At 48.3% G+C, this 26,014-nt stretch carries 6 protein-coding genes; 1 reads left to right on the top strand and 5 read right to left on the bottom strand.

The window, feature by feature from the left end; translation table 11 throughout:
• Window positions 1-3: 3 nt before the first annotated feature.
• Entirely contained in the window at window positions 4-999 is a 996-nt protein-coding gene (locus tag MTF70_RS03555) for a S66 peptidase family protein (protein ID WP_205461359.1), read from the bottom strand.
• Window positions 1,000-1,123: 124 nt separating this feature from the next.
• Here MTF70_RS03555 and MTF70_RS03560 point away from each other — a divergent pair, with 124 nt between their 5' ends.
• Window positions 1,124-1,738, top strand: a complete 615-nt coding sequence (locus tag MTF70_RS03560; protein WP_054866642.1) for an HAD family hydrolase — start codon at window positions 1,124-1,126, stop codon at window positions 1,736-1,738.
• A gap of 91 nt (window positions 1,739-1,829) precedes the next feature.
• Here the strand turns inward: MTF70_RS03560 and MTF70_RS03565 are convergent, their stop codons facing one another.
• The 4 genes from MTF70_RS03565 to MTF70_RS03580 all read right to left on the bottom strand — a co-directional run bounded on the left by MTF70_RS03565 (window position 1,830) and on the right by MTF70_RS03580 (window position 25,917).
• The gene (locus MTF70_RS03565; RefSeq protein WP_005388254.1) at window positions 1,830-2,309 is read right to left on the bottom strand and encodes a Dps family protein; all 480 of its coding nucleotides are present in this window, start codon (window positions 2,307-2,309) and stop codon (window positions 1,830-1,832) included.
• A 300-nt stretch (window positions 2,310-2,609) separates the two neighbouring features.
• Window positions 2,610-4,610 carry a methyl-accepting chemotaxis protein gene (locus MTF70_RS03570; protein WP_149191581.1) on the bottom strand — a complete coding sequence of 667 codons (2,001 nt, stop codon included), beginning with the start codon at window positions 4,608-4,610 and terminating at the stop codon, window positions 2,610-2,612.
• 121 nt (window positions 4,611-4,731) lie between these two features.
• The gene (locus MTF70_RS03575; RefSeq protein WP_005453713.1) at window positions 4,732-5,085 is read right to left on the bottom strand and encodes a hypothetical protein; all 354 of its coding nucleotides are present in this window, start codon (window positions 5,083-5,085) and stop codon (window positions 4,732-4,734) included.
• Between the two features lie 432 nt (window positions 5,086-5,517).
• Window positions 5,518-25,917, bottom strand: coding sequence for a tandem-95 repeat protein (locus tag MTF70_RS03580; RefSeq protein WP_213986605.1), 20,400 nt, complete (start codon window positions 25,915-25,917; stop codon window positions 5,518-5,520).
• Window positions 25,918-26,014: the final 97 nt, after the last annotated feature.

Here is a 26,014-nt window from a genome sequence, read left to right on the forward strand (position 1 = left end):
AAGCTAGCTCTTTAAACTCACTGCTACCGTTTCATTGTCAAAATCGAGCGTCATGGTCGAGCCCAATGGAACGGTAAGCATTGGGTGGGTATGACAGCTGTCAAAGTCATACAAAATTGGCAGTGGTTGACCGTTAAGTACTTCTAGTAACACGTCTATAGGTGCTCGTCCTGTGCCTTTATCATTGAACTTTTCATGCTTGCCGAGCACAACCGCACCAACTTTATCAAACACACCAGAGAGCTTGAGCAGCGCAAAAGAACGTTCGACCGTTTCAATGCCCTGCAAACAATCTTCCACTAGCAAAATATCGCCTTGTTCGATACTCGGCATAAACTTACTTGCCCAAATACCCGCCATGGTATTGAGGTTGCCACCAATCAAACGCCCTGTGATCTTGCCTTCACCTTTGAAGTGCCACTGGTTTTGCAAGGTCTGTTTCGCGCGGTCTTGCCCGCCCCACTCTATCCATTCATCTGTCCACCCTAGTGGCATTGTGTATTGATGATCCAAGCCGACTAATGTATTCACTATCGATTCGAACGAAGCGAAGGTCTCGTCCACCAATGGCGGGAATTCACCCAGTGACGCCACCAAAGCAGGACCATAGAAAGTGACGATGCCGGTTTGTGCGTAAATGCCCATAAGCAAAGCTGTCACATCCGAATAGCCAACAATGATCTTGGGATCTTTCTTCAATGCCTCGAAATCAATGTAAGGCAGCAATGAGTTACTGTTGGAACCACCTATGGTCGACATAATACAGCGCACTTCAGGGTCACGAATCAGCGCATTCAATTCTTCTACTCGCTCTTGAATCGAACCCGAGCGATATTGGTCAGTTTTGCCCGTTAAGCTACCTGCTTTTAGCTGGTAACCATGGGATTCCACATACGCTTTGGCACGTTCAAAACGCGCAGGTGCGAACACCGTGGCTGGAGAGGATGGCGAGAAAAAGCCGATGGTGTCGCCTTTTTGTAATGGTTTAGGAATGATCATGCGCGTCCTTGTTTTGTGATACATGGTTGATTTATTTTCGTACAATCTAGGCAGGAGAATCTAAACTTAACAATAACCTTTTGTTTTTTAAAACGATAGTTCGGTTAAGTTGTACGAGGTCATTATGATTCCATTCCCTTTACAGCTCGATAAAATTAAAGCCGTGGTGTTTGATTTAGACAACACCTTGGTGAGTTCTGATATGAACTTCGGCGAATTGCGACAACAGCTAGGTTGTCCGCAGAGTGAAGATCTATTGGATTTTGTCGACGCACTTGAGCACCCTCATCATCGAGAGCACGCTCATAACGTGATATTTGATTACGAGATTTCTGATGCTGAGCAGTCTGCTCCAATGATTGGCTGCCATGAATTGCTCGCCCACTTACATCAAAATGAAATCAAAACCGCTATCGTGACGCGCAACTGTCAAATCGCCACGCAGCGCAAACTAGAACACAACCAAATCTCAGTGGAACGAGTCATCACTCGTGAATGCTTCCCGCCCAAGCCAGACCCTTTGTCTCTACAGGTGTTGGCAAAAGAGTGGCGTCTGATGCCGGATGAAGTGCTTTATGTCGGCGATTACCTTTACGACTTACAGGCAGCGTATAACGCACAGATGCCCTCTTGCCTTGTGCGCCATGGGAATCAAGAAACCTTCAATGACTCAGCCTCGTTGGCGCTTAATGAACTCAGCGATTTACTGAGCCATTTCCAATCCTTACCACGCAAATAAAGCACACAAAAAAAGGGGCACCAACGTGCCCCTTATGACTTATTCCCGATTGTTTCATGCGTTCCCAAGGATTGCTTGGGTGATGCGCTGCTTAGCCTTGTAGATAAGCGTTAAGCATCCACATTAATTTTTCTTGCTCACGGATGTAGTCACCCATCAATGCCGCTGTACCTTCGTCATCTGCTTCACCCGCGTTTTGTAGAATCTCACGCTGTTTTAGAAGTAGAACGCTAAAGCCTTGAACCAGACCTTGTACACACTCCTCACCAGAAGTCGCGTTTTGATGTTCTTTAATTTCACTTGCTTCCAAGTAGTTGCTGAATGCGTGCGCTGGCGTATGCCCCAAAGTTAGAATACGCTCTGCAAGCTCATCGATTTTTGTTTGTAGATCAGTGTAGATCTCTTCAAATTTTACGTGCAGTTCGAAGAATTGCGCACCTTTAATGTTCCAGTGGTAACCGCGAGAGTTCATGTACAACACTTGGTAATGCGCTAGCAGTTGATTTAGCTGTTGAGCTAGTTGTGCTGATTGTTCGCTGTCTAGACCAATTAGGCTTACTTGTTTGTTCATAATCTTGCTCCTAGAAGGATGATACCAATCGTAGTAACGAACGATTCTCTTACCGGGATTGGTATAAAGTTTAAAAATTCTTTTGCAGTATTTGCTGCCGATGGAGTCATATTACGACTCCGGCTCGGTGAAGAGAATTTGGTTTTAACTATGATTTAAATAGCCAAATCCAATGAGCAAGCAGACGAATATCGGCGTATCATCCAACAAAAAGCCCCAACCCTTTTTGTGTCAAAAGAATTGGGGCTTTTTTACTATTTGGTTAACGTTCAAAAGTAGATGAACAGACCTAAACCTTATCTACGCCGTTTTGAAAGTTGCCATCTGTTGATTCAGTTCGGTAACTTGCTCTTTTACTTGCAATGATGTCTCTGATGCGCGTTGGCTGTTATTCGAAACCTCATCCACTGATTGAGTAATACCGGACATCAATCCAGTGATCGAATTGGTCGCATGAGATTGCTGCTCTGCCGCTGCCGCAAGCTCTGCCATTTGTTCATTCAAGGAACCTATTTGCTCGGTCGTGACGAGCAAACGAGTTACCGCTTTTTCAATGTGCTCAGCGCCCTGCTCCGCAAGTGATTGACTGTGTTCAATCTCCTCTACCACCGAATTGGTCGAGCGTTGAATCGCATTGATGATACCGTTGATTTCTGTCGTCGATTGAGTAGTGCGAGTCGCTAACATACGTACTTCATCCGCCACAACCGCAAAGCCTCGTCCTTGGTCACCCGCACGCGCTGCTTCTATCGCGGCATTCAATGCCAGTAAGTTAGTTTGTTCTGCTAAGCCTTCAATCACCTCTGTAACTCGGCCAATGGCTTCGCTCTCTTTGCTTAACTGCGTCACCTGCGTACTCGCGGTTTCAATGCTGCCGTGCAAACTTTCCATAGTGACTTTGTTTTGCTCTAAAGCATCACGACCTTGTTCAATCTCGCCTTTTGAATCAGAAAGCTTCTGCACTGATTGGTTGGCTTGATCTAGGGTGTTACGCGCGGCTAAAGCGATTTCATCCAATTGGCTTCCCATTTCAACAATGCTGGTCTGTTGCTGTTCAACATTCGATGAAGTGACTTGCGCCGATTCCAACAAAGCTCCCATGCTGGTATCCACTTGGTGCGCTTTTTCACTCACCCCTGCCACGATGCTCGCTAACGATTGGTTCATGCGGTTAATCGAATCGGTAAGGTCTGCCAATTCATCTTTCCCAACAACAGTTAATGGAGGCTGAGAAACATCTCCTGAAGCGATCGTCTTGGCTCGCTCCGATAAGTTTTTCACTCGGCGACCAATGGTATTGCCCATGTATTTTGAAATCGCTACTGCGGCAAACAAAACTAATGCCGCTGCAATCAACATAGTGGTCAGTACGTTCTTGATCGACTGATTAATACCCTGTCCGCTTTGATCAGCACGACTTTGCTGAGACAATACGATCGTCTCTAAGCTTTGGTCTAGTGCATCCGCTGTTGGCAACAGTTCATTCGCCATTAACAAGTTTGATTCATTCCACTCTGGCGATTGACGCAATGCAATTACCTGCTCTGCTAAAGGAAAGTACAGTTGCTGCATTTCCTTAAACAGTGACCACAATGATTGGTCGTTATCAGTCAGTCTGTCGAGTTTACTGTCGATTTCCGCCACGGACTGATTGTGGTACTTAATCAAGTCGTGGTATTTGTCTAGGTGATCTTGCTGCCCGTACAACAGGAAATCTCGCAAGGCGGACAGAGCATTGGCGAGCGAGGTATAGCTGTCGGCGTAGACTTTAAACAGACGTTTTCTGTCTCCACCAAATGGGTTTCCTGACTCTTCGTTGATTAAGCTTTGAAGCTGATCAAGTGCCACTTCTGCAATGGGTGCCGCTTCGTTAATAAAGAGGTTGTGCGCGGGTAAGTTCTCATCACTGTGGCTAAGTTCAATCAGCTTGTTCAAAGAGACTTTTACCGCATCCCACTGACTTTGAATCGCTTGAAAATCCTGTTCAGAGATCAAAGCCTGCAACGTTGGAAGCGACTCGTCTGTAGATGCCATGATATTGCGAACGTCCTCACTCAAACGTGCGCTCGCCTCTTCATCGCCACCTAGCAACATGTAGGCTCGAATAGAAGACAGCGACGCTTGAACGGACTGTTGGATACCGCGACTGGTGTCGACGGTCGGTAAATCGGATTTAAGTAACGAAGATGCGTATTGCTCTACGGTGGTGACGTTGCGATACGTAAATACCGCTGATGCCATAAAAAGTACGGCTAGCAGCACAAAACTGAGCTGCAACTTCCCTGATATCGTAAGGTTCATCCATAAACTCCTGACAACGATGAGCCTTAAATATAACGATGTTTATAAAAATGTTAAATACAAGTATCAAAAGTTACTAAGAAAACCATGTAAACCACTATTTTAAGCCGATAAATGGGACTTATTCGAAGTATGGTATGCGCTCACTACGTAAAATCAGATAATTAACGTAAGTCGTTTCTAAGCAGTCTTGCTCCCACAATGAAAGAATCCGCTTGGTGGCAAAGTAGTAATCTTTATTACGCAGTAGCACGCCCACCGTGCGGCTGAGCTGCTCAAAGCGCTGTTGCTCATTAGCAGAGATGTAATTGTCTTCATTCTGAATGATGGGCGCCAATCCATCGGCAAACCAATTGTTCAGAATTTCACGCATCTCAAGTTCTGACTCCGGCACATCCATACACGACAACTCACGATGCAGTGGCGGCGGTACTATGTACTTTGACGCTTTTGGCGAACTGACATAACGGTACATGTCGCTCCTCCTTGTAAATGACTCTTATACCCAAGTGACTTCAAGATGCAGGATTCAGAGCGTTGTCATTGATTCGGGGTCAAGGAAAACAACGCAGCGTAATAGTCAGCTCTTTCCAAGTTGTTTGACACAGAAACCGAGTCAATGACACGCTCCCGAAGGGCGAGCTGTCTTGGTTTGTATACTTTGTTGTCGATTCTTGATTTAGACCCACTAGACCTTTAAATCGCCGCCGCGTCTACAAACCAAGCCATTCTCGCTGAACCTAACATCTCGAGGTTACTTGGGTATAAACTAGCTAAGAATACTTTTTTCAATTTCCAAGTTTTTTTCTACAGCTCATAGAAAGAAGACCAACAAAAAAGCCATGCAAAGTAGACTCTGCATGGCTTTGGTTTGGACAGCAATGACACTGCCCTCGTCTAGGACTGGTTACATTGAGCTTTGATCGAAATCGTTGCCTTGGTCAGTACCCGTTTGAGTATCCGAGTCGAAGCTGCCAGAGTCATCCGTGAAGTCAACACCTTGATCTTGACCTCCTGCACTTGTCCAGTCGCTGCCGCCAGATTCCATACCCGCCATGTCTGGTTGCTGATCTTGAGCAGAACCTTGCATGGTGTATTGATCATCGACTTCAACTTCAACTGTGCCACTCGCACCTTCTACTGCGCTGCCCAATTCGTCGTAACCTTGGAATTGGATTTCGCTCGTACCTTCGTAACCTTCTGGTAAGTCAACCGATACTGGTTGGTTCAGGTTGCCACTTAATGTGAAGCTGCCATCGCCATTATCCAGTGCGTTGCTTACTGATGCACCATCAGGTAGACCGGACATTTCTGCATAATCCACCGATTCGTTACCACTGACCTCATCTGGAACCGAGATAGAAATGGTATCGCCTGGTGCTGCAGTCACATCAGCTGCGCTCTCCTCTTCACTGTCTGCACCGTTTGCTGCTTGCTCTTCAGGCTGTTGCGCTTCGCCAACTTGCTGCTCTGATGATGCTTGAGCAGTTTGAATTTGTGGCTCGTCACTTTGCGCTGAATCGTCCGCAACTTGGATGCTCAGATTCTGAGTCGATACTTCACCGTTGTCGTTGACCTGAACATCCATAGCCAAATTGCCATCGAAGTCATCGTTTGGCCAGTATGTCCACTCTTCATCACCTGATTTCGCGAAGAAACCTGCATCGTTTGCATCGGCGACATCCAACACTTCTGCAGAAGGGCTAATGCCAAGCTCATCAATCAACTGCGCTTCCGTTAGTGTTAGTGAACCATCATCAGCCAGTGCGTAGCCTTCACTGGTTGTGGTTTCACCTTCACCTTGGATGTCGACATTGAAGAAGCTCTCAATGCGGTTTTCACCGTCAGTTGCAATGAAGCCAACTTGAACATCTCCGGTGTAGCCTTCTGCTGGTGTGAATTGGTAGTTACCTTGGTTATCGGTCTCTATCACACCTTGACCTTCCATTAGGCTCACTGACTCAATGCTCAAGCTGTCGCCTTCTGCATCGCTCAAGGTCGATAGCATGTCATCATTGGTGAACGACAAGGTGCCATCCGCTGCCATTTCTGTGGTAGAAATGCTGTCGATTTCAGGAGAAGCATTCTCTTGTGGCGCGTCTTCTTTCACGACCACGCCTGTTTGCTCATCATGAAGCACACCGTCTTTATCAATCACGTAAGCGATATCCGCTTCACCCGTAAAGCCTGGTGCTGGATTGAATGTCCATGTGCCATCACCGTTATCGACAATCTCACCTTGGCTGCGATCAGCTAGGTGAACGAACTTCACTTCATCACCCGCGTCAGCGTCCACATTCTCTGCCAATCCGATTAGGTCATCTGCGGTTAGTATAACTGGCTCACCCGCTAGGGTTTCGAAGTCACCTGAATCGATGCCATCTTCGAACTCTTCTGGCTCGTCGCCATAATCCACCGTTGTTGCGGTCACGGTTACGAAGAACTCGCCATAAAAGTCAGCCGGAGGCGTCATTTGCAGGTCTGAGATATCCCACTCGTTCAAGTCGATGTATTGACCCGGTTCCGTGATGGTAACGGTGTTCACACCATCCGTAACTTCGAAGCCAACAGGGAAACCAGTCATCACTAGGTTACTTAACGTTTCTGAATCGTCGATTAGACCGACATTCAAGCCTAGGTGACCCGTTTCGTCCTCACCGAAGACTAACGGACCATCATGGTCGGTTGTGATGACTGCGCCATCGGCAACAGGGCGAACAAACACTGGTACGTCAAGTACCGTCTCAAACTCACCGTCACTTACCACAACTTGCAAGTCAGAAACCCCTGCAAAATCGCCAGTCGGTGTGAATGTCCAAGTACCGTCACCGTTGTCTGTTACCTCACCACCATCTTCACCTTCTGCGGTGATAATGCGTGATACGACTAGGTTTTCAGTGTCGATATCGCCGAACAAGTTCATCAGGTCGCCCGCGTCGAAGGTGAATGCGCCATCCTCGTCGGTTGCCATAAAGGCATTACCCACATTGAATGGAGCATCGTTGACTGGAATAACATCCACATTCAACGAACCTTCAACCACTTCTTCACCATCCGTCGCGGTGTAGCCCAGTTCCACCAAACCATTGAAGTCTTGAGTGGTCACCAAGTGGTACATACCATCTGGTTGCTGGGTTAATGTCGCGTTTGCAGGAGCACGAACCGTGATGCTTTCTACGCTGATTTCGTCACCATCAAGATCCGTAACTTGATCAGCGATGTAAGCAGGGTCAATCACCATGACCACATCTTCTTCGCCTTGCATCTGGATGGTTGGCGCTTCTGGTGCATCGTTAACCGCTTCGATGTTTAGATTGCCTTCAACCGGCGTAACTAAATCACCATCGCTGACGCCAAACGACATTGGCACATCACCATTGAAGTTTTCAGCCGGAGTGAATGACCAAGTACCATCACCGTTGTCTAGCAAGTCACCGTATTGCTCATCAATCACTAGGTCGACAGCAGACAGTTCATCGTAGGTGTTGTCGATGTCTGTCGCGTTAGCAAGCAACATATCCTGCGTGATAAGAATGGTGGTATCTTCGGTGCCAGCAATATTCACTGGCGTTGATTGCGGCGCATCGTTAATTGGGTTCACCGTTAGGTCAACGCCCACTTCCACGCTCGCACCATCGTTATCAATCAAGTCGAAGCTTAGGTCGATATCGCCATTGAAGTTCGCATCAGGCGTAATCGTAAAGCTACCATCTTGGTTCTCAACAACGGTTGCATTGGCTACCGCGGTTAAGTTCACTGCTTCTAGATTATCGCTGTCTACGTCACCCGCTTGAGCCAGTAACTGCTCTTGACTCAATGTGATTGAACCGTCTTCATCGACGCTGTAAGCCAAGTCGCCAGATACCGGAGCATCGTTGACTGGCAAGACATCAATGTTCGCGTTGGTTGTCGCAGTTGCACCGTCTTCATCAGCGACTACCACATCGAGACTTACGCCACCGTTGAAGTTTTCATTTGGTGCGAAGCTGTAAGTGCCATCGTCATTCGCCGTTAGAATGCCGTCGCTACCACTGTAAGAGACGCTTTCTAGGCTCACGTCACCTTCCACATCGCTTGATTGCGCTAGCAGTTGCTCTTCCGTGAAGATAATGACTTCGTCTTCATTGACAGAGTAACTTGTCGCACCTGCGATTGGTGGATCGTTCACCTCAAGTACTGTGATACCCGCAGTGGTTGAGTCTGTCGCACCCTCTTCATCGACAACCACAACGTCTAGGCTGACCTCGCCATTGAAGTTCTCGTTTGGAGAGAAGGTGTACGTACCATCGCCATTGTCTTGGAAGACGCCATCGTTGCCACTGTAAGTCACACTACTGATGTCTACGTCGCCTTCAATATCCGACGAATTAGCCAGTAGTTGCTCGTCACTGATGGTGATCGAGTTGTCTTCATGTACTGTGTAAGACGTGCTGCCCGCAACCGGAGGATCGTTCTCTGGCGTCACGCTTACGTCGATATTTGCGGTCACGGTATCCGTGCCATCAGAAACATCGAAGGTAAAGTTCACATCACCATTGAAGTTCTCGTTTGGAGCAAAGCTGTAGGTACCATCACCGTTATCGGTTAGGACACCATCGGCACCAGTGTAATTGACACCTTCTACCGATAGGTCATCACCATCAATATCCGTTGCGCCATCAAGCAGATCTTGGTCAGTGAAGGTCAACACACCATCTTCACCAATAGTGAACGCTTGATCTTCTGGCTGCGGCAAGTCATTAACTGGGTTAACCGTTAGGTCCGCCGTTGCAACGATAGTATCGCTGCCATCGTTGATATCGAACGTGATATCAATGTCGCCATTAAAGTTCGCGTCAGGCGTAATGGTAAAGCTACCATCGTCATTAGCCGTAACCGTCGCATCACCGTCAACCACTAGGTTAGAAGCGGTTAGTGCATCACCTTCTACATCCGTTGCTTGTGCCAACAATTGTTCTTGGCTTAGCGTGATTGAGTTGTCTTCGTCGACACTGTAAGCCAAGTCACCCGATACTGGAGCATCATTGATTGGCAGAACATCAATGTTTGCCGTCGTCGAAGCGGTCGCACCATCTTCGTCCACGACTACAACATCAAGGTTCACTTCACCATTGAAGTTTTGGTTTGGTGCAAAGCTGAACGTACCATCACCATTGTCGGTAAAGATACCTTCGCTGCCACTGTAGCTCACGCTATCTAGTGCTACCTCACCTTCAATATCGGAAGAGTTTGCCAACAACTGTTCTGCACTGATGGTGATGACTTCATCTTCATCAATGGTGTAACTGGTTGTGCCTGCGATTGGCGGATCGTTCACCTCAAGTACCGTGATACCTGCGGTAGTTGAATCCGTCGCGCCATCTTCGTCGATTACAACAACATCTAGGCTCACTTCGCCATTGAAGTTCTCGTTTGGCGAGAAGGTGTACGTGCCATCACCGTTGATTTCCAGCACACCATCGTTACCGCTATAGCTCACGCTATCAATCGATACATCACCTTCAATATCCGATGAGTTCGCTAGTAGCTGTTCATCACTGATGGTGATCGAGTTATCTTCATGCACTGTGTAAGACGTGCTGCCTGCCACTGGTGGATCATTCTCTGGCGTCACACTCACATCGATATTCGCGGTCACGGTGTCCGTGCCATCGGAAACATCGAAGGTAAAGTTTACGTCGCCATTGAAGTTTTCGTTCGGTGCGAAGCTGTATGTGCCATCGCCATTGTCAGTAAGAACACCGTCCGCGCCAGTGTATGTGACACCTTCTACCGATAGGTCATCGCCATCGATATCGGTTGCACCATCCAACAGGTCTTGATCAGTAAAGGTCAACACGCCATCTTCACCAATGGTGAACGCTTGATCTTCTGGCTGTGGTAGGTCGTTAACTGGATTAACCGTTAGATCTGCCGTCGCGACCAAGGTGTCAGAACCATCACTGATATCAAACGTGATATCAATGTCGCCATTGAAGTTCGCGTCGGGCGTAATGGTAAAGCTACCATCGTCATTAGCCGTAACCGTCGCATCACCGTCAACCACTAGGTTGGAAGCGGTTAGTGCATCACCTTCTACATCCGTTGCTTGAGCGAGAAGCTGCTCTTGGCTTAGCGTGATTGAGTTGTCTTCGTCGACACTGTAAGCCAAGTCACCCGATACTGGGGCATCATTGATTGGCAGAACATCAATGTTTGCCGTCGTCGAAGCGGTCGCACCATCTTCGTCCACGACTACAACATCAAGGTTCACTTCACCATTGAAGTTTTGGTTTGGTGCAAAGCTGAACGTACCATCACCATTGTCGGTAAAGATACCTTCGCTGCCACTGTAGCTCACGCTATCTAGTGCTACCTCACCTTCAATATCGGAAGAGTTTGCCAACAACTGTTCTGCACTGATGGTGATGACTTCATCTTCATCAATGGTGTAACTGGTTGTACCTGCGATTGGTGGATCGTTCACCTCAAGAACGATAATACCCGCTGTTGTTGTATCAACCGCGCCGTCCTCGTCAACCACGACAACATCTAGGCTAACATCGCCTGTAAAGTTTTCGTTTGGTGAGAAGGTGTAAGTACCATCGCCATTAATTTCTAGCACACCGTCGTTACCGCTGTAACTCACGCTACTGATCGCAACATCACCCTCGATATCAGACGAATTAGCCAGTAGTTGCTCATCACTGATGGTGATCGAGTTGTCTTCATGCACAGTGTAAGACGTGCTGCCTGCCACCGGTGGATCGTTCTCTGGCGTCACGCTTACATCGATATTTGCGGTCACGGTATCCGTGCCATCAGAAACATCAAAGGTGAAGTTCACGTCGCCATTGAAGTTTTCGTTTGGCGCGAAGCTGTACGTGCCATCACCATTGTCGGTTAGGACACCGTCCGCGCCAGTGTAAGTCACGCCTTCAACTGTTAGGTTGTCACCTTCTACATCCGTCGCGCCTGTTAATAGGTCTGCATCTGTAAAGGTAAGAAGACCGTCCTCACCCACGGTGAACGCTTGATCTTGTGGCTCTGGAGCGTCATTGACTGGTGTAACGGTTAGGTCAAGACCAGCAGCAACCACTTCTTCGCCATCCGTGACATCGTAACTAAACTCAATGTCGCCGTAGAAGTTCTCGCTTGGAGTAATGGTGAAGCTGCCATCCTCGTTCATTTCAACCGTTGCATTTTCATCATTGGTGCTCAGGTTGATTGCACTTAAGTCATCGCCATCGATATCAACAGCGTGCTCCAGTAACTGCTCTTGAGTTAGCGTAATGCTGTTGTCTTCGGCAGTGACTGCAGTGATGTCACCCGTTACTTCTGGTGCATCATTGGTTGGCGAGATATGAATCGTCACATCTTGCGTCGCTGTCGCCGTTGTACCTGTATCCACATCCGTAGAGGTTGCATTTACGGTTAGCGTCACATCGCCGTTGAAGTCCGCAGAAGGGATAAACTCTAGTCCTTCTAGCTCGCCTGGTTGTAGTGACCAAGTGCCGTCACCATTATCGACACCCGCTGATAGTGCGCTGCCTTCTGGCACATCTTCAATCAAGATTGAGAGGTTTTCTGAACCATCGGTATCGCTTAACGCTGCATCGATATCAAGCGGCACTGGTGTATCTTCGGTACCAATAATTTGGTAATCCGCATCCGCTACCGTGATTTCGATGTTGTCGATACCAAACGATTCATCCCAAACGTCTTGATTCAAGGTTGAACCGAAGCCGAGTTGCAGTTCGCCATCCTCGACAGGAACCGTCAGGTTGATTTGGTGAGCTTGGTCATTCCAACCACTGAAGCCTTCACGTTGAGAGGCTCCGTGGATCACTTCACCCACTTCGTTACCGTCAGAATCGTATAGCGTTGTCGTACCATCTTGAGTACGGAACGCGGAGTTCTCCAAGGTGGTTAGCTGTTCGCCACCCACAAAGATTTGGAACGACTCGCCATCCCAAGAATCGATTTCGTAGAAGCTAAACGATATATTCACTTCATTAACATCACTTGGGATCTCGTAGGTTTTGCTGACCGCTTCATCACCGCCAGTGCCACCAATACGACCCAGCATGTCGCCCGTTTCGAAGCCTTGAGAGCTTTCAGTGTTCGCGTTCCAACCGTTCGAGCCAGACTCGAAGTTATCAGACGCAATCACCAAGTCCGAAGCAATCGACAACTCTGGCATATCAACCACAGATTGAACATCAATGTTCGCTTCAGCAGGAACCGTTGCAGTGCCATCGTTGACATCAAACGTCACGTTCACGTTGCCATCGAAGTTTTCGTTTGGTGCGAAGGTGTAAGTGCCGTCACCGTTGTCGACTAACGTACCACTGTCAGAAGCAACGTTCTCAACCGTTAGGTTATCACCATCGATATCACCTGCATTTTGCAGCAGTTGCTCTTCGGTGAAGGTGAAACTGGTGTCTTCTTGCGTAACAAACTGTGGTTGACCAACCGTTGGTAGGTCGTTCACTGGGTTCACAGTCAGATCGGCAGTGGCTTGAATGGTCGCATCGCCGTCCGTAATGTCGAAGCTCAGATCAATGTCGCCATTGAAGTCCGCATCTGGTGTGATAGTGAAGCTGCCATCGTCATTCGCAACAACGGTCGCATTGCCGTCAACAGTGAGGTTCGCCGCGGTTAGGTCATCGCCATCTACGTCGCCTGCTTGTGCAAGAAGCTGTTCTTGGTTTAGCGTGATAGAGCCATCTTCATCCACGCTGTAAGCCAAATCACCTGATACTGGAGCATCGTTGATTGGCAATACATCAATATTTGCATTGGTTGCTACCGTTGCACCGTCTTCATCGGTCACGACCACATCTAGGCTGACATCACCGTTGAAGTTTTCGTTTGGCGCGAAGCTGAATGTGCCATCGCCGTTGTCAGTAAAGATACCGTCAGAGCCGCTGTAGCTGACGCTATCAATCGCGACTTCGCCTTCAACATCAGAAGCACTCGCCAATAGCTGCTCAGAGCTGATGGTGATCACTTCGTCTTCGTTCACTGAGTAGCTGGTCGCGCCGGCAATTGGCGGATCGTTCACCTCAAGTACCGTAATACCTGCGGTGGTTGAATCCGTCGCACCGTCTTCATCGACAACCACAACGTCAAGGCTCACTTCACCATTGAAGTTCTCGTTTGGCGAGAAGGTGTAAGTGCCGTCACCATTGTCTTGGAACACGCCATCTGCGCCGCTGTAGCTCACGCTGTCGATTGCTACTTCACCTTCGACGTCAGATGAGTTAGCCAATAACTGCTCGTTACTGATGGTGATCGAATTGTCTTCATGCACCGTGTAAGAGGTGCTGCCCGCAACCGGTGGATCGTTCTCTGGCGTCACACTCACATCGATATTCGCGGTCACGGTGTCCGTACCATCGGAAACATCGAAGGTAAAGTTCACGTCGCCATTGAAGTTCTCGTTTGGCGCAAAGCTGTAGGTCCCATCACCGTTATCGGTTAGGACACCATCAGCGCCAGTGTAAGTGACACCTTCTACCGATAGGTCATCGCCATCAATATCCGTTGCGCCATCAAGCAGATCTTGGTCAGTGAAGGTCAACACACCATCTTCACCAATAGTGAACGCTTGATCTTCTGGCTGTGGTAGGTCGTTAACTGGATTAACCGTTAGATCTGCCGTCGCGACCAAGGTGTTAGAACCATCACTGATATCAAACGTGATATCAATGTCACCATTGAAGTTCGCATCAGGCGTAATGGTAAAGCTGCCATCATCGTTTGCAGTAACCGTTGCATCACCGTCAACCACTAAGTTAGTCGCGGTTAGCGCGTCCCCTTCTACATCCGATGCTTGAGCAAGAAGCTGCTCTTGGCTAAGCGTAATTGAATTGTCTTCATCGACACTGTAAGCCAAGTTGCCCGATACTGGCGCATCGTTGATTGGCAATACATCGATGTTTGCGTTAGTTGCCGCAGTTGCACCGTCTTCATCAACAACCACAACATCTAGGCTCACATCGCCATCAAAGTTGGCGTTTGGTGCGAAGCTGAATGTGCCGTCACCGTTGTCAGTAAAGATACCGTCGGAACCGCTGTAGCTGACGCTATCAATCGCAACTTCACCTTCAACGTCAGAAGCGTTCGCCAATAACTGCTCAGAGCTAATAATGATGACTTCGTCTTCGTTCACTGAGTAGCTGGTCGCGCCTGCGATTGGTGGATCGTTCACCTCAAGTACTGTAATACCTGCGGTAGTTGAATCCGTCGCACCGTCTTCATCGACCACGACAACATCTAGACTCACTTCACCATTGAAGTTCTCGTTTGGCGAGAAGGTGTACGTACCGTCACCATTGTCTTGGAACACACCATCTGTGCCGCTGTAGCTAACGCTATCAATCGATACATCACCTTCAATATCCGATGAGTTCGCTAGTAGCTGTTCATCACTGATGGTGATCGAGTTATCTTCATGCACCGTGTAAGACGTGCTGCCTGCCACTGGTGGATCGTTCTCTGGCGTCACACTCACATCGATATTCGCGGTCACGGTGTCCGTGCCATCGGAAACATCGAAGGTAAAGTTCACGTCGCCATTGAAGTTCTCATTCGGTGCGAAGCTATAGGTACCATCTCCATTGTCAGTTAGGACACCATCTGCGCCTGTGTAAGTGACGCCCTCTACCGATAGATCATCACCATCGATGTCCGTTGCGCCATCCAGCAGGTCTTGATCAGTGAAGGTCAACACACCATCTTCACCAATGGTGAACGCTTGATCTTGTGGCTGCGGCAAATCATTAACTGGGTTAACGGTTAGGTCCGCCGTTGCAACAATAGTGTCGCTGCCGTCGTTGATATCGAACGTGATATCAATGTCGCCATTAAAGTTCGCATCTGGCGTGATAGTGAAGCTACCATCGTCGTTTGCCGTAACCGTTGCATCACCGTCAACCACTAGATTAGATGCGGTTAGCGCGTCGCCTTCTACATCCGATGCTTGAGCAAGAAGCTGCTCTTGGCTCAGTGTGATTGAGTTGTCTTCGTCAACACTGTACGCCAAGTTACCCGATACTGGTGCGTCATTGATTGGTAAGACATCGACTGTGATGTAAGTATCAACCTCTGCGCCGTCTTCATCGCGAATGGTCACATCCAACTGCACTTGACCGTTGAAGTTTTCATTCGGTGCAAAGCTACAAGTGCCATCACCGTTTACTGAGAAGATACCATCTGGACCGTCGTAGCTGATGCCTACTAGCTCAACATCCCCTTCAACATCCGAAGCATTCAGTAGCACTTGCGATTCACTGAAGGTTAGAACTTGGTCTTCATCGATAGTGTATGCGGTAGGACCTGCGATTGGTGGGTCATTTACCTCAATCACAGTAATGCCTGCAGTGGTCGAGTCCGTTGCACCATCTTCATCGACAACGACAACATCTAGGCTCACCTCGCCGCTGAAATTTTCGTTTGGTGAGAAGGTGTACGTACCATCACCGTTGATTTCCAGCACGCCATCGTTACCGCTGTAGCTCACGCTATCAATCGCCACTTCGCCTTCTATATCAGACGAGTTAGCCAACAGCTGTTCGTTACTAATGGTAATCGAATTGTCTTCATGAACGGTGTAAGCCGTGCTGCCTGCAACCGGTGGATCGTTCTCTGGCGTCACTGTTACATCGATATTTGCCGTCACGGTATCCGTGCCATCGGAAACATCGAAAGTGAAATTCACGTCGCCATTGAAGTTCTCGTTTGGTGCGAAGCTGTAGGTACCATCACCATTGTCAGTAAGAACACCGTCTGCGCCTGTGTAAGTGACGCCCTCAACAGATAAGTCATCCCCTTCAATATCGGTAGCGCCTGTTAGGAGATCCGCATCAGTAAAGGTCAGCACACCATCTTCACCAATGGTGAACGCTTGATCTTGTGGTTCAGGCGCATCGTTAACTGGTGACACCAATAACTCAAGGTTGGTTGAGACAACATCATCGCCGTCAGACACATCGAACGTAAAGGTGATATCACCATTAAAGTCCGCATCTGGTGTTAAGGTGTAAGTACCGTCACCATTGTCTGTGATGGTGATGTTTTCATCATCCGTTGCCAAGTTCAGTGCTGTCAGTTGGTCTCCATCCAAGTCACGCGCATTAGCGAGCAAATCTTCTTGCGTGATTAGGATTGAACCATCTTCTTCAACCACAGCAGAAACAGGCAATGCTTCAGGCGTATGTTCAATGTGAGCACCCGTTGCATTGACGTAGATGGTTTGAGAAACGGTTTCAGAATCATTATTTGATAGCTCTGTCGCCGTTGCCGTTACATTGATTTCTAGCTGTTGGTTAAAGTCTTCTGGCAATTGAATCTGTAGCTCTTGTTCAATTGCTGTGGTTGGAAGCGTTACAGAACCATCTGGACCGACTGTTACTTCACCGCTGTAGATCTGGCTGTTCACTTCACCTACATCAATGGTGAAGTTGAAGTCACTATAATCGGCATCGCCGCCACCGTAGAGATCTTCAAAGCCGTAAACCAGTTCACCGTCTTCGTTCACAGTAGTTCGAGTATGTTCAATGCCATCTTGGTTGAGCTCTGAGCTTGTGCCGCCATGGAAGACTGCATCACCAAATTGGCTTTGAATCACGGTTTCAGAACCATCAGCACCCACAAACACGAGTTGTGGGTCGACCGTATCCATGTTCGCAGGAGAGCCATCTGCCGCACGGAACTCATACTGACCATCTTGCATGGACGCAAAGTCATTGAAGTTATGACCGTTAGGAATCAAGAATAGGTTGAAGCTTTCCCCTTCCGAGATTTGGAAGCTGAACTGATCTTGTCCCGGAATGAGGTCACCGCCTCCGCCAACTTGAGAGGCGTTTTCGTACACCACTTCAACGCCCGTGATATTGCCGTCTTCATCAACTTTGTAATAGCCAGCTGCGTTTTGGTAACCCGCGGTTTCACCTTCAAAGGTAACCGTGATTTCAGTATCGTTAAAACTGGTGATACCGTTGTCTTGATCGTTAAGTACCCCTTCGTTGTCGTAGCTGATCACCGAACCTTCTGGAACGCCATCAACGGTCACAGTCAGCGTTTCTGACAAGTCTTGGTCAACCAATGCTGCGGCGATGTTCACTTCAACAATACCGCCTGGCTCGACCAAGATTGCTTGATCATCCACGTTTCGACCATCGCCATCAGTGATGACTAGGTCTGGCGCATCTGCCACGGCTTCGATATGAACATTAATGTCTTGCTCAACTTCATCAGTACCGTCAGAAACCGTAAAGCTGAACTGCAAGTCACCACTGAAGTGCTCTTCTGGTACGAAGCTAAATGTACCGTCACCGTTGTCCGTTACAGTACCTTCATCACCCGAGTAGTTAATGCTGGTAACAGTGAGGTCATCACCATCAATATCAATCGCGCCACTTAGAAGATCTTCTTGCGTGAACAGGATGCTGCCATCCTCTTCAATGTGGTACATGCCAGGCGCAACAATTGGAATGTCATTGACTGGGTTCACCGTCAATGTCATCTCATTGGCAACACTCAATTCACCGTCGCTCACTTCATAAGTAAACTCGATGTCTCCATTGAAGTGCTGTGAAGGCGTAACGGTAAAGGTGCCGTCGCCGTTATCCACGATAGAGGCATTCGGATCGTTGGTTTCTAGTGCCGTTGCGTATAGGTCATCACCATCTTGATCGCTGGCGTTTTCAAGCAGCATTTCTTGTGTCACGAGGATAGAGCCATCCTCGTCCACGTCTGCCACGATTGGCGCTGCTTCTGGTGCGTCGTTGACGAACTCAACTTTCAAGTCGATGTTTGCCGCCACCACATCGGTGCCATCGCTCACATCAAACGTGAGGTCAACATTACCAAAGAAGCCTTGCTCTGGCGTTAACGTGTAAGTGCCATCGCCATTGTCTGTTACTTGAACCGTATCGCTTAAGCTCGTCACGTTCACAACAGATAAGTCATCACCTTCGATGTCCGTTGCTTGAGCCAGCAGCTCTGCTTCAGTAATCGTGATAGCTTCGCCGTCTTCTGTGGTGAAGGACAAATCAGGCACATCTGGTAGGTCGTTCACTGGGTTAACGGTGAGGTTTAGATCCGCGGCGACGGTTTCAATCGCGTCAGTGACGTCATAAGTAAATTCGATTTCGCCAAAGAAGTTTTCGCTCGGTGTAATCGTGAAGCTACCATCAGCGTTCTCAACGATGGTTGCATTAGGATCGTTGGTCGACAGGTTCACCGCTTCAAGGTTGTCACCATCCACGTCGGTCGCGTTCGCTAACAAGTCTTCTTGAGTGATGGTAATTGAGCCATCTTCATCGACGACCGCATCAACTGGACCGCTAACCTCTGGACCTTCGTTGACGATCTCAACATCGATCTTCGCTGTGCTTGGTGCACTTGCTTGACCGTCGCTGATGTCGAAGGTCAGATTCACTTCACCGTAGAAGTTCGAAGTTGGTTCGAAGGTAAAGGTGTTGTCGCCGTTGTCTGTCAACGTACCCTGTGACTGGTCAACAAGCAGCAGATTCTCGATATGCAGAATGTCGCCATCCACATCGGTCGCACCTGATAACAGGTCTTTTGCTTCGATGATGATGGTGCCGTTTTCTAGCATTTGAGTATGCAGCGGTGCACCAGGGACTGGCACATCGTTGACCGGAATAACGGTCAGATCTAGATGGGTATCGACTTCATCGGTGCCATCGAAGACTTTGTAATCGATGTCGACTTCACCATTGAAGTTTTCATTCGGCATAAAGGTGTAAGTACCGTCGCCATTGTCGACAAGCTCACCGTTATCACCGCTGTAAGAGATATCAGAGATAGACAGCGCATCGCCTTCCACGTCACTTGCATTGGCAAGCAGGTCGTCCGCGCTAAACGTAATGCCCACATCCTCATCAGTCGACAATACAATCGGACCAGAAACGATTGGCGCATCGTTTACTGCTTCGAAGTTGATGTTGATGATGTTGTCGTCAGTGAGTTCACCATCCGTAACTTGGTAACCAAGCTCAATCTCACCGTAGAAGTTCTCATCTGGTGTGACTGTCCACGTACCATCGCCGTTGTCGGTTAACGTAGCGTGCTCCGCGTTATCCCCCACCAGCTCAAGGTTTTGAATATCAAGAACGTCACTATCGATATCACTCGCTTGTGCGAGAAGCTGCTCTTCTGTGATTACCACAGAGGCAAACTGCGTAGAACCTTCGGTATCGATGGTCACATTTGGCAGGTCAGCGGTCAGTTCGATTTCACTGTCACCTTCTCGGATATTCAGTTCTACCGTTTCCGTGATTTCCGTGCCGTCCACGCCAATAGATGTGAACACCGCTTCATCATGACAAGTTTGCGAAACCGTCATGTTTTGAACCACGTAAGTACCGTTACCTTGAATCGTTCCTAGCTCAAAGTAAGATACAGGCTCGTTCACCGTTAGGGTGTAATCCGTCTCATAGCTACCACGATCTTCTTTGTGGTAAGTCATCGAGTCGATCAAGTCACCATCGGAGTTGAATGCGCGAATTTCGACTTCGGTAAAGTGGCGAGACTCTTCCATAAACCAGCCGCCTAGACCATCTAGGTGGAAGCTGATTTCGTTGATGTCTTGACCTTCAACGGTCACAGTGAGTTTTTCATCACCGCTCAAGCCTTGGCGGTCAGTATCGCCAATACCATGCCCAATGTGTGTTTTACCATTCCACGCACCGAGTGGATCATCATTACTTTGAACAGTAACTTTCAAATCGCCATCGACAAACTCACGTGTGTAAGGGTCAACAGCTGTACCCCAATCATCAAGGCTCGCATTGTCATCAAAGGTACCAATTTGACTTGTATGCGTGCCGTTTGCCAATGCATCATCATTTGGAATGAAGCGCACTTCCGTATCTGCAGGAACCTCCTGCCCGACTTCTAGCTGTACCCATTCGTCATTTAGATTCGCTTCAATGATGCCGTTTTCAGGGGCTTGGTCGAGACGTAACGCAGGCTCTTCACGCAGAGAAACACCCACTGTTTGGTCTTCTTCCGCTTGAATAAAGATCTCGTCGCCCGCTTCTGGCGCATCGTTGACAGGATTAACGGTCAGATCCAACGTGGTCAGAACATCATTTTCGCCATCGCTGATGTTGTAAGTGAAGTCCAACTCACCGTTAAAGTTTTCCGTATGCGTAATGGTGAAAGAACCATCATCGTTGGCTACGATCGTCGCATCCGGGTCATTGGTTTGTAGATTGCTGGCAACAAGGTCATCACCTTCAATGTCTGTCGCATTCGCAAGCAACTGTTCTTGCGTGATGGTGATGGCGTTATCTTCATCCACTTCAGCTTGAATGCCTGATGTTTCAGGTGCGTCGTTCACCGCGATAACATCGATGCCTGCGGTTGTCGTATCTGTTGCACCATCTTGGTCGATGACCGTAACGTCGAGCGAAATGTTACCGTCAAAGTTCTCATTTGGCGTAAAGGTATATGTGCCGTCGCCATTGTCCACGAAGCTACCGTCGTTACCAGAGTAGCTAACATTCGCCAAGGCTACGTCGCCTTCCACATCAGAAGAGTTGGCTAACAACTGCTCGTCACTAATGGTGATTTGACCGTCTTCTTGAACCGTGTAAGACGTAGAACCTGCAACCGGCGGATCGTTCACTGGTGTCACGCTGACATCAATGAATGCTGGTGTTGAACCTGTGCCGTCAGACACATCGAATGTGAACTGAACATCACCGTTGAAGTTCTCATTCGGCGCGAAGCTGTAAGTGCCATCGCCATTGTCGGTAAGAACACCATCTGCACCTGTGTAGAGAACGTTTTCGATAGACAGATCATCGCCATCAATATCTGATGCACCTTCCAATAGGTCTTCATCCGTGAACAGCAGGGTGCCATCTTCTTCTACCGTGAACTGTTGATCTTGCGCTTGTGGCAAGTCATTCACAGGATTAACCGTAATATCCAGACCAACTTGTACCGAGCCGCCATCGTTATCAATGATATCGAAGGTCAGATCTAGGTCGCCGTTGTAGTTTTCATCCGGTGTGATGGTGTAACTGCCATCATCGTTGTATTGAATTGTCGCGTTGTCATCTGTCGATAGATTGATGGCTTCAAGGTTCTCGCTATCAATATCGCCCGCTTTGGCAAGCAACTGCTCTTGGCTTAGCGTAATTGAGCTGTCTTCGTTGATGGTGTAAGCCAAATCACCCGATACTGGTGGATCGTTGATTGGCAATACATCGACATTGATGTGCGTATCAACGGTTGCCCCATTCTCATCTTGAATGGTCACATCCAACTGAACTTGACCATTGAAGTTCTCGTTTGGTGCAAAGCTACAAGTACCATCGCCATTGACGGTAAAGATACCATCCGAGCCTTCATAGCTGATGCCAACAAGCTCTACATCGCCCTCGATATCAGATGCGTTAGCAAGAATTTGTGACTCACTGAATGTCAGTACTGAATCTTCGTCAATCGTGTAAGACGTTGGACCGGCAACTGGAAGGTCATTCACTTCAATGACGGTAATGCCTGCAGTCGTTTCGTCAATCGCACCTTGCTCATCCGCCACAATCACATCAAGGCTGATATCACCGCTGAAGTTCTCATTCGGCATGAAGGTGTAAGTGCCGTCACCGTTGTCTTGGAATACGCCATCGGTGCCTGAATAGGTCACGCTATCGATGGACACTGCGCCTTCCACATCCGAAGAGTTAGCCAGAAGCTGCTCGTCGGAAATGGTAATCGCGTTGTCTTCATCAACCGTGTAAGACGTAGAACCCGCAACCGGAGGATCGTTCACTGGAGTGACGCTCACGTCCACATTTGCTGGTACGGTTTCAGTACCGTCAGAAACACCAAAACTAAAGCTGACGTCTCCGTTGAAGTTTTCATTTGGTGCAAAGGTGTAAGTACCATCACCGTGGTCAGTCAGCACACCATCGCTGCCTGTGTAGCTAATGCCATCAACCGTTAAGTTATCGCCATCGATATCGGTCGCGCCAGCAAGCAAGTCTGCATCGGTAAACTGAAGCGTGCCATCTTCTTCAACACTGAACTGCTGGTCTTGAGGAACAGGAAGATCGTTAACTGGATTAACCGTTAGATCCGCCGTTGCTTGGATAGTGTCTGTGCCGTCCGTAATGTTGAATTGGATATCAATGTCACCATTAAAGTCCGCATCTGGCGTAATCGTGAAGCTGCCATCGTCGTTCGCTGTGACGGTTGCGTTTCCATCTACAGTCAAATCGCTAGCAGTCAGACCATCTCCCTCAATATCAGACGCTTGAGAAAGAAGCTGTTCTTGGCTGAGTGTAATCGCACCGTCTTCATCAACGCTGTAAGCCAAATCACCCGATACTGGCGCATCATTGATTGGCAATACATTCACATTAATGACGGTATCAACTTCTGCTCCATCTTCATCTCGAATGGTCACATCAAGTTGAACTTGTCCGTTAAAGTTCTCGTTTGGCGCGAAACTGCATGTGCCATCATCGTTAACGGTGAAAATGCCATCCGGACCATCGTATCTAATACCAACAAGCTCTACGTCGCCTTCCACATCAGAGGCATTCAGCAGCACTTGCGACTCACTAAAGGTCAGAACAGAATCTTCATCAATGGTGTAAGAAGTTGGTCCTGCGACTGGTGGATCGTTCACTTCTAGTACTGTAATACCAGCAGTGGTGACATCCGTTGCGCCTTCTTCATCAGCGACGACAACATCAAGCGTCACTTCACCATTAAAGTTTTCATTTGGAGAGAAGTTGTACGTACCGTCACCATTGATTTGCAACACACCATCGCTGCCAGAGTAGCTCACGCTATCTATCGAGACATCCCCTTCTAAATCCGAAGAGTTTGCCAACAGCTGCGCGTCAGAAATGGTAATAGAGTTGTCTTCGTGAACTGTGTAAGACGTTGAACCAGCCACAGGAGGATCATTCACCGGCGTGACGCTCACATCTACATTCGCTGAAACCGTATCTGTGCCATCAGATACGTCGAAACTGAAGTTCACATCGCCATTGAAGTTCTCATTTGGCGCAAAGCTATACGTGCCATCGCCATTGTCAGTTAGAACGCCGTCGGTTCCTTCGTAGCTGATTCCCGTTACAGAAAGGTCATCGCCTTCAATGTCGGTCGCGCCAGCAAGAAGATCCGCATCAGTAAATTGCAGTGTGCCGTCCTCTTCCACATTGAATTGTTGGTCTTGAGGAACAGGCAGATCGTTGATTGGATTAACGGTTAGGTCAGCGGTTGCTTGAACGGTGTTCGTGCCATCTGAGATATCGAAGCTGATGTCGATATCACCGTTGAAATCTGCGTCCGGCGTGATGGTGAAGCTACCATCGTCGTTTTGAGTCACCGTCGCGTTGCCATCTACCGAAAGGTTAGACGCCGTCAGTGCATCGCCTTCCACATCGGAAGCTTGCGACAACAACTGCTCTTGACTCAAACGAATCGAGCCATCTTCATCCACCGAGTAAGCAAGATTGCCTGATACTGGCGCATCATCGACAGGCGTAACGCTTACATCAATGTTGGCAGAAACCGTATCTGTGCCGTCGGACACATCAAAGCTGAAGTTTACATCACCATTGAAGTTTTCATTTGGCGCAAAAGTGTAAGTCCCATTGCCGTTGTCGGTCAGGATGCCGTCACCACCGTCGTAGCTTACACCTTCAACGGTTAGGTTATCGCCTTCAATATCCGTTGCGCCAGTAAGCAGGTCTGCGTCCGTAAAGATCAGCGTGCCATCTTCTTCCACGCTGAACTGCTGGTCTTGAGGAACAGGCAAATCGTTGATTGGATTAACCGTTAGATCAGCGGTTGCTTGAACGGTGTTCGTACCATCTGAGATATCAAAGCTAATGTCGATATCACCATTGAAATCTGCGTCCGGCGTGATGGTGAAGCTGCCATCGTTATTTTGAGTCACCGTCGCATTGCCATCTACCGAAAGGTTAGACGCCGTTAGTGCATCGCCTTCCACGTCAGAAGCTTGCGACAACAACTGCTCTTGGCTCAAACGAATCGAACCATCTTCATCCACCGAGTACGCAAGATTGCCCGACACTGGCGCATCATCGACAGGCGTGACGCTTACATCAATGTTGGCAGAAACCGTATCTGTACCGTCGGACACATCAAAGCTGAAGTTCACATCGCCATTGAAGTTTTCATTTGGCGCGAAAGTGTAAGTCCCATTACCGTTATCGGTCAGGATGCCGTCGCCACCATCGTAACTTACACCTTCAACTGTGAGGTTATCGCCTTCAATATCCGTTGCGCCAGCAAGCAGGTCAGCATCGGTGAAGATCAGCGTACCATCCTCTTCAATCTCAAAGGTTTTATCTTCAGGCACTGGTGCGTCATTGATTGGACGAACAGTTAAATCAATCGAACTAGAAATGGTTTCTTGACCATCACTGATATCAAACGTTAAGTCGAGTTCACCATTAAAATCAGCTTCAGGTGTGACGGTATAAGTGCCATCACCATTATCCACAACTGATGCATTAGCACCCACTTGCACGTTAAATGCGGCAAGATCATCGCCATCAACATCACTCGCGTACCCGAGAAGTTGTTCTTGAGTGAAGGTAATAGTGCCATCTTCATCCATGATGTATGCCAGATCTTGCCCTACTTCTGGCGCGTCATTTTCACCTTCGACTTTAATCTGGAACGTTTCGCTCGTAGTTTCGGAGTCGAAATCGTCTTCTACTTGCGTCGTGGTTTCTTCACTGGTGTCTTGTACATCCACCGCGAAGCTCTCTTCAGTGGTTTCTGAATCTAGCTCGTCACCACCTTGAGAACCTTCAGAGTCTGAAGAAGCACTTGGCGCAGATGAAGTTTGTACCGCTTGTCCTTGCGCTTCATTGCCTTCTGCGTCCGAACCACCTTCAGAGCCAGAGGCATCACCACCACCGACCGCTTGGGCACCCGCCCCAGAATCCGAACCACCGCTGCCCAGAGCCTCGTCACCTGATTCTCCGCTAGAAGCTACACTATCAACAACATTGGATTGTGCAGCGTCAGAGTCGCTGCTACTTTCAGTATCCTCTTCTTGAACTGCGCCACCCGAGCTCACTGCTTCTTCTTCCGTACCCGCGCCACTAGGATTTTCTTCCATCGCACGATTGGCTTCATCAACAGCATCTGCACTTTCAGCACCAGTCGCTACAGTCGAAGAGACGGTCGACTGCTGTTTTTCTTCTTTTGTCCCCGTATCCTTCGTTTCTGTTTGCTCTACCGCATCGTTAAGCTTTTCATTGTCTTTTTCTTGATTAGTGTCGCCTGCCATTACAGCCTCCGTTGCTTTTAGCTAACTGATCGTATTTAGAGGCAGTAAAGGACACCATTTTTAGAAACCAACTTTTTTATACAACTTTTTTCATACC

Source organism: Vibrio sp. 2CM40D (assembly GCF_023161825.1).
In the GTDB taxonomy this organism is placed as follows: Bacteria; Pseudomonadota; Gammaproteobacteria; order Enterobacterales; family Vibrionaceae; genus Vibrio; species Vibrio alginolyticus.

Coding starts and splice junctions, on each gene's coding strand:
- MTF70_RS03560 (WP_054866642.1), top strand. CDS start 1,124: ATGATTCCATTCCCTTTACAGCTCGATAAAATTAAAGCCGTGGTGTTT.
- MTF70_RS03575 (WP_005453713.1), bottom strand. CDS start 5,085: ATGTACCGTTATGTCAGTTCGCCAAAAGCGTCAAAGTACATAGTACCG.
- MTF70_RS03580 (WP_213986605.1), bottom strand. CDS start 25,917: ATGGCAGGCGACACTAATCAAGAAAAAGACAATGAAAAGCTTAACGAT.
- MTF70_RS03570 (WP_149191581.1), bottom strand. CDS start 4,610: ATGAACCTTACGATATCAGGGAAGTTGCAGCTCAGTTTTGTGCTGCTA.
- MTF70_RS03555 (WP_205461359.1), bottom strand. CDS start 999: ATGATCATTCCTAAACCATTACAAAAAGGCGACACCATCGGCTTTTTC.
- MTF70_RS03565 (WP_005388254.1), bottom strand. CDS start 2,309: ATGAACAAACAAGTAAGCCTAATTGGTCTAGACAGCGAACAATCAGCA.